Here is a 13,353-nt window from a genome sequence, read left to right as displayed (position 1 = left end):
GCAGGCGGTGAGGAGGAAAGCCGGCCGTCCCGGAACAGGGGGGGAGATTCCGGGACGGCCGGTCGGACCGGTGTGCCGTACGCCCCGGGGGGTGTGGGGCGGACGGCCATCCGATCGGTGAGGAGTTCCGGAGCCAGAGGCACCGGCGGTGTGCGCCAGGGCACGACCAGAACGAGGCTGAGGACGCGCCGCCCTGGAGCCGCTCGCGGTTCCCCGCGGGCGAGGTGTTTCTCTCATCTGCAGAAACCGTACGGCAGAGGGAGGGGGACCGACAGCCGGATTCCCATCCCGCCATCGGCCCCCCACACGTTCTTCACAGGCCGCGGTCGCGTCCTGTGATCAGAGCGCGGCGAAGGCCTGCTCGATGATGTCGAGGCCCTCGTTCAGCAGGTCCTCGCCGATGACGAGCGGCGGCAGGAAGCGCAGCACGTTGCCGTAGGTGCCGCAGGTCAGGACCAGCAGGCCCTCCGCGTGGCAGGCCTTGGCGAGCGCCGCGGCGGCGGCCGCGTGCGGCTCCTTGGTGGCGCGGTCCTGGACCAGCTCGATCGCGATCATGGCGCCGCGGCCGCGGATGTCGCCGATGATGTCGAACTTCTCGGCCATGGCGGACAGACGGCCCTTCATGACCTCCTCGATCCGCTTGGCCTTGCCGTTGAGGTCGAGCTCCTTCATGGTCTCGATCGCACCGAGGGCGCCGGCGCAGGCCACCGGGTTGCCGCCGTAGGTGCCGCCGAGGCCGCCCGCGTGCGCGGCGTCCATGATCTCGGCGCGGCCGGTCACGGCGGAGAGCGGCAGACCGCCCGCGATGCCCTTGGCGGTGGTGATGAGGTCCGGGACGATGCCCTCGTCCTCGCACGCGAACCACTGGCCGGTGCGGCAGAAGCCGGACTGGATCTCGTCGGCGACGAAGACGATGCCGTTGTCCTTGGCGAACTTGGCGATCGCGGGCAGGAAGCCCTTGGCGGGCTCGATGAAGCCGCCCTCGCCGAGGACCGGCTCGATGATGATCGCGGCGACGTTGTCGGCGCCGATCTGCTTGGTGATGTTGTCGATCGCCTGGGCGGCGGCCTCGGGGCCGCAGTTCTCGGCACCGGTCGGCCAGCGGTAGCCGTAGGCGACCGGGACGCGGTACACCTCGGGCGCGAACGGGCCGAAGCCGTTCTTGTACGGCATGTTCTTGGCGGTCAGCGCCATCGTCAGGTTGGTACGGCCGTGGTAACCGTGGTCGAAGACGACGACGGCCTGGCGCCTGGTGTACGCACGGGCGATCTTCACCGCGTTCTCGACGGCCTCCGCGCCACTGTTGAACAGGGCGGACTTCTTGGCGTGGTCGCCCGGGGTCAGCTCGGCGAGCGCCTCGGCGACCTCGACGTACCCCTCGTACGGCGTGACCATGAAACAGGTGTGGGTGAAGTCCGCGAGTTGCGCGGAGGCGCGGCGCACGACGGCCTCGGCGGAGGCGCCGACGGAGGTCACGGCGATACCGGAGCCGAAGTCGATCAGACGGTTGCCGTCGACGTCCTCGATGATGCCGCCGCCCGCGCGCGCGGTGAAGACGGGCAGGGTGGAGCCCACGCCGGCCGCGACCGCGGCGAGGCGGCGGGCCTGCAGCTCCTGCGACTTGGGGCCGGGGATCGCGGTGACGATGCGGCGCTCCTGCGGGATCGCGGTCATGAGGGCTCCTGGAGGATCTGGGGGTGTGCGGACGCGGGTGTTCTGGACGCTTCCTTGGCTTTCTTCGCAGGCTAGGGCCCGGCGCGGGGTGCGGGCATGCTCCGTAGGGGAGTGGTGAAGCCGTGTCGTTGTCCTTCGCGGACATAGCGAGCGCCGCGGTGCGGGCCCGGTCTTCGTCCGCGGGCCGGTGGGGGCTGGTCGCGCAGTTCCCTGCGCCCCTGTGAACGCCGCTGCGCGGCAATCCGGCGGGTGCCCCGGAGGGGCACAGTCAGGGGCGCGGGGAACCGCGCGGCCGGCCACACACGGCCCGCGGAGGAAGACCCGGCCCGAACAGCCGCGCGCTGACCCCCCGTAGCCCCCCGGTTGCGTTTAGATTGGCCGCTGGACTCGGTTACGGACCTGGCTGGTCAGGGGGCGAAGGGTCGATGGACACCGAAGGCACGCACGACGCGCGGGGCACGGAGGCGCGGCCGGTGCCGCGCCCTGCCGCGCCCCCGCCCGTCCCGGCCCGGCCGCCCGCCTTCCCGCCGCAGCCCGCCGGGCCCCCCGGGCGCCCGGCGCTGGGGGAGTGGCTGCGCACCCCGCGCGCCGCCGCCGAACCGGGGCTGTGGCGGTACGGGCACCGGCCGCGCCCCGCCGAGGCCGTCCACCGCGTGCCGGACCGGGCGCTGCTCGGCGGCGCGGTGATCGCGCTGCTCGCGGCGGTCCTCGCCTGGTCGCTGTGGCGCAACGGGTACGTACCGCACCGCAGGGTGCCGCTGGAACTGTTCACCCCGTCCGACTGGTGGGCCCCCTTCCACCCGCGGCCCCCGGCCGCGCTGACCGCGCTCGCCGCCTACAACAGCCTGGTCGCGGTCGCGCTCATCTACGTCTTCGGACACTTCGGCAACTGGCGCGAGGTCTTCCGGCGGTACGCCGTGGACCACCCGCAGCCCGCCCGCGCGGTCCGCACCGCGCTCGTCGCCGTCGCCCTGGCCTGGTTCGTGATCTGGGCCGACGACTGGCTCCCCTTCTACGCCCTCGCCTTCGGCGTGGTCCCGCACGCGTGGATCTTCAGCGACGACCCGGTGGCCACCAAGGACGCCACCGACACGGTGACCACCGTCTACCACCTGCTGGTGGTCGCGGCCGCCCTGTTCGTGTGCGGCCGGGCCGGCGACTGGGCCGGGCTCCTGCGCGAACGCACCGGCCGCGCACCGGCCGCGCCCCCGGGCGCGACGCCCGCCGACCGCGGCCCCGCCGACTGGCCCCAGCTGCGCGACGCCGGGCAGCACACCGCCGCCGACCGGCTGGCCGCCGACGCCGCGAGCGGCCGGATGAACGACGTCGACTGCGCCCGGATCCGCCGCGCCTGGACCTCGGTGGTCGCCGACCCGGCCCGGCTGACGGCCTTCACCGACGCGGTGCTGCGCGACGGCGCACGGGCCTGTCTGCACCCCTCCGGCGACCGCGACCTGCCCGCCCGCGCCGCCACCCACGACCTGCTCACCTCGCAGGTGCGCATCGGCCGGTACGCGGACCTGGAGCACAACCCGCCCGCCCGCCGGGGCGCCGGCGCGGCCGTCGACCCGGCGGCGCTCGGCACCTCGCTGCTCGCCGTCGGCCCCTCCGGCGCGGGCAAGACCCGCCACCTGGTGCGGCCCGTGGTGGAGTCGCTGGCGCTCCAGGCCCTGGCCGGGCAGGCCGCCGTGGTCGCCGTCGGCGCCGCGGGCACCCCGCTGGGCGCGGACGAGGCGTACGACGTGATCGTCCGGCCCGGCGACCCCGCCTCCGCGTACGACCTGGACCTCTACGGCGGCACCCTCGACCCCGACGAGGCCGCCGCCCTGCTCGCCGAGGCCTGCGCCGGGGACCTGCCCGACGCCGACGTGCGGCGCGCCGCCACCGCGTTCGCCCAGCTCCTCGGGCCCTACCGGGCCGCGTACGGCCGCTTCCCCTCGGTGCCCCGGCTGCGCGAACTCCTGGACGGCGCCGGCGACGCGCTCGACGAGCTCCGCGCCGACCTGGACCGCGACGCGCACCCGGCGCTCCACCGCGAACTCGACGCGCGCGCCCGGAACAGCGGCCTGCCCGGCGACCCGGGCCCGGTCCTCGCCGACCGGCTCGCCCCGCTGGACCGGCCCGCCTTCGCCGCGTTCTTCGACACCACGGGCCACAGCCGCCCGTTCTCGCTGCGCGCCCTGGAGCATCCCGTACGGGTCCGGGTCGACCTGCCCGAGCGGGCGCACCCGGAGGCGGCGCGGCTGCTGAACCGGCTGCTGCTGGTCCAGTTCACGACGAACGCCCTGGCCCGCCAGGACCGCTCGCTCTTCGCCTGCCTGGTCCTGGACGACGCCACGCACGCGGTGACCGCGGGCTCGGTACGGGCCCTCCAGCGGCTGCGCCAGGCCAACGCCGGGGTGGTGCTCACCCTGCGCGCCCTGGCCGACGTGCCCGAACGGCTGCACACCTCGCTGCTGGCCTCGGTCGGCTGCCACATGGCGTTCCGGGGCGTCACCACCTGGGACGGGCAGCTCCTGTCGCAGCTGTGGGGCACCGAGTGGGTCGAGACGACCGAGGTCGCCCAGCACGCCGTCTTCGCCGACCAGCCGCTCACCCGCGCGCTGCACTCGCTGCGCAAGCTGGCCACCGGCAAGGCGGTGACCCGGGACGCGGTCACCGTCCGCAAGGTCGAGCGGGAGCGCTGGTCGGCCTCCCAGCTCGCCCACCAGGTGCCCGCCGGGCACGCGGTGCTCTCGCTCACCGAGGTCGGGGGCGAGCACGCGCCGCCGCTCCTGGTGGACCTGCGGGGCTGAGGGGGCGCCGGGACCCCGCCGTCCTGGCAGAATCGGGGTGCGCCGTTCATACGGGATGGCGCATTCCCCCGGTCCCTCCCCGAAGGTCGTCGAAGCTCCCCATGCCGCCCACCCTCGCCTCCCTGGTCCAGCACTCGGCGCTGAAGCTCACCGTGCGCGCGGGCGAGGACCGGCTGGACACACCGGTGCGCTGGGCGCACGTCAGCGAGCTCGCCGACCCCGTCCCGTACATGGAGGGCGGCGAACTCCTCCTCATCACCGCGATGACGCTGGACGCCGAGGACCCCCAGACCATGCGCCGCTATGTGCGCAGGCTCTCCGGCGCCGGGGTGGTCGGGCTCGGCTTCGCGATCGGCGTCACGTACGACACCGTGCCGGACGCGCTGCTCGACGCGGCCCGCGCGGAGGACTTCCCCCTGCTTGAGGTGCCGCGCCGCACCCCGTTCCTGGCGATCTCCAAGGCGGTCTCGGCGGCGATCGCGGCGGACCAGTACCGGGCGGTCACCGCCGGTTTCGAGGCCCAGCGCGAACTGACCCGGGCGGCGCTCGCGGGGCCCGGTGAGCTGCTGGCCCGGCTCGCGGCGCACGTGGACGGGTGGGCCGCGCTGTACGACACCGCGGGCGCGGTGGTGGCGGTGCGGCCCGAGTGGGCGGGGCGGCGGGCGGCCCGGCTCACCGCCGACGTGGCCCGGCTGCGCGACCGGGCCGCCCCCGCCAGCGCGGTGGTCGGCGGCTCGGACGACCGCGTAGAGCTCCAGTCGCTGGGGACGGGGCGGCGGGTGCGCGGGGCGCTGGCGGTCGGTACGGGGGCTCCGCTGGGGACGGCCGAGCGGTACGCCGTGCACTCCGCGGTCGCGCTGCTGACCCTCACCACGGAACGGACCCGGGCCCTCCAGCTCGCCGAGCAGAGGCTGGGCGCGGCGGTGCTGCGGATGCTGCTGTCCGGGCAGCAGGACCACGCCCGGGCGGTGGCGGGCGACCTCTACGGCGGGCTCCTCGACGCCCCCTTCCGCCTCGTCATCGCCGAGCGGGCGGGGGAGGTGGCCGACCTCGGGGCGCTCACCGAGGCGATGGAGTCGGCGGCGGCGCGGGCCGGGGAGGCGGTCCTGGTGGTCCCCGAGGGCGACCGCCTCGTGGTCCTCGCGGCCGACGGGGGCGACGCGGTGGCCGCGTGCGTCTCCTTCACCCCCGAGGAGGGCGCCGAACTGGTCGCCGGGCTGTCCGCGCCCGCCGGGCCGATAGCGGCGGCGTCCGCGTACAAGCAGGCCGAACAGGCGCTGTCGGTGGCCCGGCGCCGGGGCCGCCCGCTGGTCGAGCACGAGGAGCTGGTGGCGGGCTCGCTGGTGCCGCTGCTGGCGGAGGACGCGGTACGGGCGTTCGCGGACGGGATGCTGCGCGCGCTGTACGAGCACGACGCTACGGGCCGGGGCGACCTGGTCGCCTCCCTGCGGGCGTGGCTGTCGCGCCACGGCCAGTGGGACGCGGCGGCGGCGGACCTCGGCGTGCACCGGCATACGCTGCGGTACCGGATGCGGCGGGTGGAGGAGATCCTGGGGCGGTCCCTGGACGACCCGGACGTCCGGATGGAGCTGTGGCTGGCCCTGAAGGCGACGGCGTCCCGGCCCGAGTGAGCCTTCCCCCCCGCCCTGTTCCCTGAACCCTCCGGGGCGCGGTGGGGCTGGCTCCACCCCCTGGCCCTCCGGCGTGGCTCCACCCCGCCCCCCAACGGGGCTGCGCCCCGAACCGCGTTTTCGCCTGCGGACCGTGGCGGGTTGCTCGCGCAGTTCCCCGCGCCCCTAACCACCCAGGGGCGCGGGGAACTGCGCGCTCAGCCCCAGACAACCCGCACACGACCCCCGGCCCATAAGGGGCGCGGGGAACTGCGCGACAAGCCCCCACCGGCCCGCAGACGACCCCCGACCCCTTAAGGGGCGCGGGGAACTGCGCGACAAGCCCCCACCCACCCGCAGACAAAGGAAACCCCCGGCCACCCAGGGGCGCGGGGAACTGCGCGACCAGCCCGCCACCCACCCGCAGACAAAAAGAACCCCCCCGGGGCGCAGGGCCGCAGGCCCCGCAGCGGGGGGTCGGGGCGTAGCCCCGGGAAAGCAGGCCCCCACCCCCCACCCCCACCCCCGGAGGGTTTAGGGAAGGGGCGGGGAGGGGCCCTCCAAAAGGGAGCGCGCCACACCCGCACCACTCCACCCCGGACAACCCCACCCCCGCCCCCACCCCCCTACGGTGGGAAGCGCAGGCAACAGCACCAGAACCCCACCACCCACCACCCCAACCTCGGAAGGGCCGGGATTCACAATGACTTCCACCCACGCCTTCTGGCTCGCCGGCCGCCAGGCCACCGGTGAGGACACCTTCGACGTCACCTCCCCCTGGGACGGCCGGCTGGTCGGCACGGTGAGCGTTCCGACCGAGGCCCAGGTCGAGGAGGCCGTCGCCGCCGCGCACGCCGTGGTCGACGAGTTCGCCGCGACCCCCGCGCACGTACGCGCCGCGGCCCTCGACCACGTCTCCAAGCGCCTCACCGAGCGCACCGAGGAGATCGCCCAGCTGATCTCCGCCGAGAACGGCAAGCCCATCAAGTGGGCCCGCGGCGAGGTCGGCCGCGCGGTGTCCGTGTTCCGGTTCGCGGCGGAGGAGGCCCGGCGCTTCAACGGCGGCGAGGCCCAGCGCCTCGACACCGACGCCGGCGGCCAGGGCCGCTTCGCGCTGACCCGCCGCTTCCCCAAGGGCGTCGTCCTGGGCATCGCGCCGTTCAACTTCCCGCTGAACCTGTGCGCCCACAAGGTCGCCCCGGCCATCGCCGTCGGCGCGCCGATCATCCTCAAGCCCGCCCCGGCGACCCCCCTGTCCGGCCTCGTCCTCGGCGAGCTGCTCGCCGAGACGGAGCTGCCCGCCGGGTCGTGGAGCGTCCTGCCGGTCGCCAACGACAAGATGCCGGCCCTGGTCCAGGACGAGCGCCTGCCGGTCATTTCCTTCACCGGCTCCGACAAGGTCGGCTACGCGATCATGGACTCGGTGCCGCGCAAGCACTGCACCCTGGAGCTCGGCGGCAACGGCGCGGCCGTCGTCCTCGCCGACTTCGCCTCGGACGCGGACCTGGACTGGGCGGCGTCCCGTATCGCCACCTTCTCCAACTACCAGGGCGGCCAGTCCTGCATCTCCGTGCAGCGCGTGATCGCCGACGCGGCCGTCTACGACCGGCTGCTGCCGAAGATCGTCGCCGCCGTGGAGGCCCAGGTCACCGGTGACCCCTCCGACGCATCCACCGACGTCGGCCCCCTCGTCAGCGAGGACGCCGCCCGGCGCGTGGAGTCCTGGGTCGACGAGGCCGTCTCGGCCGGTGCGAAGCTGCTGGCGGGCGGCAAGCGCGACGGCGCCTCCTACGCCCCGACCGTCCTCACCGAGGTCCCGGCGGACACCACCCTCGCCTGCGAGGAGGTCTTCGGACCGGTCCTCACCGTGCAGAAGGTGGACGGCGAGGAGGAGGCCTTCGCGGCCGTCAACTCCTCCAAGTACGGCCTTCAGGCGGGCGTCTTCACGCACAACGTGCAGACCGCCTTCCGCGCCCACCGCGCCCTGGAGGTGGGCGGCGTGATCATCGGCGACGTCCCCTCGTACCGCGCGGACCAGATGCCGTACGGCGGCGCCAAGGCCTCCGGCGTCGGCCGCGAGGGCGTGCGCTACGCCATGGACGACTACACCTACGAGCGCGTGCTGGTCCTCACCGGCCTCGCCCTCTAGGACGTACGTACGCGAACGGCCGGAGCCCCGTCGGCGGGCTCCGGCCGTTTCGCGTCCCAGGGGTGGCTGGCCGCGCGGGAATCGGGTACATACGGACGAGTAGCACTGTCCGGTAACGGGGTGCGTGTGCGCGCCCCGCACAACGTCGCGGCGAGGAGTACCCCTCAATGACCGCACCACACGGCACACCCAAGGTCTCGGAGCGCGAGGCGCGCCGGGTCGCCGAAGCCGCGCGCGAGCAGGACTGGCGCAAGCCGAGCTTCGCGAAGGAACTCTTCCTCGGGCGTTTCCGGCTCGACCTCATCCACCCGCATCCGCTGCCCGCGGGCGAGGACGCGGAGCGCGGCGAGGCGTTCCTCGCCAAGCTGCGGGACTTCTGCGAGACGAAGATCGACGGCGCCCTCATCGAGCGCGAGTCGCGCATCCCGGACGAGGTGATCAACGGGCTCAAGGAGCTCGGCGCCCTCGGGATGAAGATCGACACCAAGTACGGCGGCCTCGGCCTCACCCAGGTGTACTACAACAAGGCCCTCGCGCTGGCCGGTTCCGCCAGCCCCGCGATCGGCGCCCTGCTCTCGGCGCACCAGTCGATCGGCGTACCGCAGCCGCTGAAGCTCTTCGGCACCCAGGAGCAGAAGGACACGTTCCTGCCGCGCTGCGCCCGTACGGACATCTCCGCCTTCCTGCTCACCGAACCGGACGTCGGCTCGGACCCGGCGCGGCTGGCCACCTCGGCGGTCCCGGACGGCGACGACGCCTACGTCCTGGACGGCGTGAAGCTGTGGACCACCAACGGCGTCGTCGCGGACCTGCTGGTCGTCATGGCCCGGGTGCCCAGGTCCGAGGGGCACAAGGGCGGCATCACGGCCTTCGTCGTCGAGGCGGACTCGCCGGGCGTCACCGTGGAGAACCGCAACGCCTTCATGGGCCTGCGCGGCATCGAGAACGGGGTGACCCGCTTCCACCAGGTCCGCGTCCCCGCCTCCCACCGCATCGGCCCCGAGGGCGCCGGGCTGAAGATCGCCCTGACCACCCTGAACACCGGCCGTCTGTCGCTGCCGGCGATGTGCGTCGGCGCGGGCAAGTGGTGTCTGAAGATCGCCCGGGAGTGGTCGGCGGCGCGCGAGCAGTGGGGCAAGCCGATCGCCCGGCACGAGGCCGTCGGAGCCAAGATCTCGTTCATCGCGGCCACCACCTTCGCCCTGGAGGCCGTGCTCGACCTGTCCTCGCAGATGGCCGACGAGGACCGCAACGACATCCGGATCGAGGCGGCCCTCGCCAAGCTCTACGGCTCCGAGATGGCCTGGCTGATGGCCGACGAGCTGGTCCAGATCCGCGGCGGACGCGGCTTCGAGACCGCCGACTCGCTGGCCGCCCGGGGCGAGCGGGCCGTACCGGCCGAGCAGATCCTGCGCGATCTGCGCATCAACCGCATCTTCGAGGGCTCCACGGAGATCATGCACCTGCTGATCGCCCGGGAGGCCGTCGACGCCCACCTCTCCGTCGCGGGCGATCTGATCGACCCGGACAAGAAGCTGCCCGACAAGGCCAGGGCGGGCGCGGGCGCCGCCGCCTTCTACGCCCGCTGGCTGCCCAAGCTGCTCTCCGGCCCCGGCCAACTGCCCAACTCCTACAGCGAGTTCGAGGGTCTGGCGCAGCACCTGCGGTACGTCGAGCGGTCCTCGCGCAAGCTGGCCCGCTCCACGTTCTACGCCATGTCGCGCTGGCAGGGCCGGATGGAGACCAAGCAGGGCTTCCTCGGCCGGATCGTGGACATCGGCGCCGAACTGTTCGCGATGAGCGCCGCCTGCGTACGGGCGGAGCTGCTGCGCACCAGCGGCACCCACGGCCGCGAGGCCCACCAGCTGGCCGACGCCTTCTGCCGCCAGGCCCGCATCCGGGTGGACGAGCTCTTCGAGCGGCTGTGGGCCAACACCGACGACCTCGACCGCAAGGTCGTCACCGGGGTGCTGGCCGGGTCGTACACCTGGCTGGAGGAGGGCGTCGTCGACCCGTCCGGCGACGGCCCGTGGATCGCCGACGCCACCCCGGGGCCCGCCGAGCGGGACAACGTCCACCGCCCGATCCGCTGAATCCACCGGGCCGTTGGGGCACCGGGAGAGCCGCGCTCCCCGGTGTCCCGGCGCCCCCGGAACACCCCGCGCGGCCCCCGCACGGGGGGAGTGCTGTCCCGGCGCACAGCGGATGCGGCAAGAATGGGGGGATGAGCGACAGCCCAGCCCCCCTCGCCGACCCGCACATCGCCTTCGATCCCGCCGAAGGCCGCCGGGACATCGTCGTCCTCGGCTCCACCGGGTCCATCGGCACCCAGGCCATCGACCTGGTGCTGCGCAACCCCGACCGGTTCCGCGTCACCGCGCTCGCCGCGTCGGGCGGACGGGTCGCGCTCCTGGCCGAGCAGGCGCGCCGGCTGCGGGTCCGCGCGGTCGCGGTCGCCCGGACGGACGCGGTGCCCGCGCTGCGCGAGGCGCTGAAGGAGAGGTACGGCACCGAGCCGCTGCCCGAGATCCTCGCCGGGCCCGACGCGGCCAGCGGGCTCGCCGCCTCCGAGTGCCACACCGTCCTCAACGGCATCACGGGCTCCATCGGCCTCGCGCCCACCCTGGCCGCCCTGGAGGCGGGCCGGACCCTGGCGCTGGCCAACAAGGAGTCGCTGATCGTCGGCGGCCCCCTGGTGAAGGCGCTCGCCGAGCCGGGCCAGATCATCCCGGTCGACTCCGAGCACGCCGCCCTCTTCCAGGCCCTCGCCGCCGGCACCCGCGCCGACGTACGCAAGCTGGTGGTCACCGCCTCCGGCGGCCCCTTCCGCGGCCGTACGCGCGCTCAGCTGGCGGACGTGACCCCCGAGGACGCCCTGGCGCACCCCACCTGGGCCATGGGCCCGGTGATCACGATCAACTCGGCCACCCTGGTGAACAAGGGCCTGGAGGTCATCGAGGCGCACCTGCTGTACGACATCCCCTTCGAGCGCATCGAGGTCGTCGTGCACCCGCAGTCGTACGTGCACTCCATGGTCGAGTTCACCGATGGCTCCACGCTCGCCCAGGCCACCCCGCCCGACATGCGGGGCCCCATCGCCATCGGCATCGGCTGGCCCGAGCGGGTGCCCGACGCGGCCCCGGCCTTCGACTGGACCAAGGCGTCGAGCTGGGAGTTCTTCCCGCTGGACACCGAGGCCTTCCCCTCGGTGGGACTCGCCCGGCACGTCGGGAAGCTGGGGGGCACGGCTCCGGCGGTGTTCAATGCCGCGAACGAGGAGTGCGTGGACGCTTTCCTCGCGGGACGGCTGCCTTTCAACGGAATCATGGATACGGTCACAGAGGTGGTGGCCGAGCACGGCACCCCCGCCGCGGGAACCTCACTCACGGTCTCGGACGTCCTGGAAGCGGAGACCTGGGCACGGGCCCGGGCCCGGGAACTCGCGGTGAAGGCGACAGCGGAGGCGCGCGCATGACGATTCTGATGACGGTCCTCGGCATAGTCGTCTTCGTGGTCGGCCTGCTCGTCTCGATCGCGTGGCACGAACTGGGCCACCTCTCCACGGCCAAGATGTTCGGCATCCGGGTGCCGCAGTACATGGTCGGTTTCGGCCCGACCATCTGGTCGCGGAAGAAGGGCGACACCGAGTACGGCATCAAGGCGGTCCCGCTCGGCGGATACATCCGCATGATCGGCATGTTCCCGCCCGGCGAGGACGGGCGGATCGCCGCACGCTCCACGTCGCCCTGGCGCGGCATGATCGAGGACGCCCGCTCGGCGGCCTTCGAGGAGCTCCAGCCGGGCGACGAGACGCGGCTGTTCTACACGCGCAAGCCGTGGAAGCGCGTGATCGTGATGTTCGCCGGGCCGTTCATGAACCTGATCCTCGCCGTGGCGATCTTCTTCGGCGTGATGATGACGTTCGGCGTCAACACCCAGACCACCCAGGTGGGCAAGGTCTCCGACTGCGTGATCTCGCAGAAGGAGCAGCGCGACACCTGCAAGTCCTCCGACCCGGTGGCCCCGGCGAAGCAGGCCGGTCTGAAGGCGGGCGACAAGATCGTCGCGTTCAACGGCGAGAAGGTCGGCGACTGGTCGGCGCTCCAGAAGCACATCCGCGACACGATCGGCCCGGCCACGATCACCGTCCAGCGCGACGGCAGGCCGGTGGATCTGCACGCCAGCCTGATCAAGAACGACGTCGCCAGGATCGACGGCTCCGGCAACTACACCTCCGGCACCACCTCGGCGGGCTTCCTCGGCTTCAGCCCCGCCACCGGGATCGTCCAGCAGTCCTTCGGCGAGTCCGTGGACCGGATGGGCGACATGATGCGCTCGGGCGTGAAGTCGCTGGTCGCGATCCCCTCCAAGGTCCCGGACCTGTGGAACGCGGCCTTCAACGGCGAGGAGCGCAAGGCCGACTCCCCGATGGGCGTGGTCGGCGCGGCCCGGGTCGGCGGCGAGGTGTTCACCCTCGACATCCCGCCGGAGAACCAGATCGCGATGATGCTGTTCCTGGTCGCGGGGTTCAACCTCTCCCTGTTCCTCTTCAACATGCTGCCGCTGCTGCCGCTGGACGGCGGGCACATCGCGGGCGCGCTGTGGGAGTCGCTGCGCCGCACGGTCGCCCGCGTCTTCAAGCGCCCCGACCCGGGCCCGTTCGACGTGGCGAAGCTCATGCCGGTCGCGTACGTGGTGGCCGGGATCTTCATCTGCTTCACCCTGCTCGTGCTGGTCGCGGACGTGGTGAACCCGGTGAAGATCTCCTAGCGGTCGTACGGGAGTACGGGACGGCCCGGGCGCTCAACGTGCCCGGGCCGTCCCTTTCGGTGAACCGCGGGGCACGGTGTGCTCGCGCGCCCCGGGGTGCCGTAACCTCGAAGGCTGGAGCCCGCCGATCTCGGGACCTTGATCCACACCTTGGGGTTGCACAGCAGATGACTGCGATTTCACTGGGAATGCCGTCCGTTCCGACCAGGCTGGCCGAGCGTCGCAAGAGCCGTCAGATCCAGGTGGGATCCGTGGCGGTCGGCGGTGACGCGCCGGTGTCGGTGCAGTCGATGACGACGACGCGGACGTCGGATGTCGGGGCGACGTTGCAGCAGATCGCGGAGCTGACGGCGTC

The 13,353-nt window shown here is 73.4% G+C and carries 8 protein-coding genes; 7 read left to right on the top strand and 1 reads right to left on the bottom strand.

Features of this window, described 5'->3' with window-relative positions:
- Positions 1–339: 339 nt before the first annotated feature.
- The gene (gene gabT / locus AC069K_RS04365) at positions 340–1,674 is read right to left on the bottom strand and encodes a 4-aminobutyrate--2-oxoglutarate transaminase (protein WP_478612045.1); all 1,335 of its coding nucleotides are present in this window, start codon (positions 1,672–1,674) and stop codon (positions 340–342) included.
- Between the two features lie 425 nt (positions 1,675–2,099).
- Between gabT and AC069K_RS04360 the strand changes: the two genes are divergently transcribed.
- The 7 genes from AC069K_RS04360 to AC069K_RS04330 form a co-directional block, all read left to right on the top strand.
- Positions 2,100–4,469 (top strand): ATP/GTP-binding protein, encoded by a 2,370-nt coding sequence (locus AC069K_RS04360; protein WP_478612043.1) that lies wholly within the window; start codon positions 2,100–2,102, stop codon positions 4,467–4,469.
- Between the two features lie 101 nt (positions 4,470–4,570).
- Positions 4,571–6,100 carry a PucR family transcriptional regulator gene (locus tag AC069K_RS04355; protein ID WP_365113350.1) on the top strand — a complete coding sequence of 510 codons (1,530 nt, stop codon included), beginning with the start codon at positions 4,571–4,573 and terminating at the stop codon, positions 6,098–6,100.
- Between the two features lie 682 nt (positions 6,101–6,782).
- Positions 6,783–8,228, top strand: a complete 1,446-nt coding sequence (locus AC069K_RS04350) for an aldehyde dehydrogenase family protein (RefSeq protein ID WP_358835367.1) — start codon at positions 6,783–6,785, stop codon at positions 8,226–8,228.
- 167 nt (positions 8,229–8,395) lie between these two features.
- The gene (locus AC069K_RS04345; protein ID WP_365113348.1) at positions 8,396–10,321 is read left to right on the top strand and encodes an acyl-CoA dehydrogenase family protein; all 1,926 of its coding nucleotides are present in this window, start codon (positions 8,396–8,398) and stop codon (positions 10,319–10,321) included.
- A gap of 131 nt (positions 10,322–10,452) precedes the next feature.
- The gene (dxr, locus tag AC069K_RS04340) at positions 10,453–11,703 is read left to right on the top strand and encodes a 1-deoxy-D-xylulose-5-phosphate reductoisomerase (protein WP_365113346.1); all 1,251 of its coding nucleotides are present in this window, start codon (positions 10,453–10,455) and stop codon (positions 11,701–11,703) included.
- Entirely contained in the window at positions 11,700–12,998 is a 1,299-nt protein-coding gene (locus tag AC069K_RS04335; RefSeq protein ID WP_478612040.1) for a M50 family metallopeptidase, read from the top strand. Before dxr ends, AC069K_RS04335 begins: the two co-directional genes overlap by 4 nt.
- 167 nt (positions 12,999–13,165) lie before the next feature.
- Positions 13,166–13,353 (top strand): flavodoxin-dependent (E)-4-hydroxy-3-methylbut-2-enyl-diphosphate synthase (locus AC069K_RS04330; RefSeq protein ID WP_478612038.1); only part of this gene is annotated, 188 nt, incomplete at its 3' end.

It is taken from the genome of Streptomyces sp. NPDC043908 (assembly GCF_056435525.1).
This window is presented reverse-complemented; position numbering and strand designations above follow the sequence as displayed.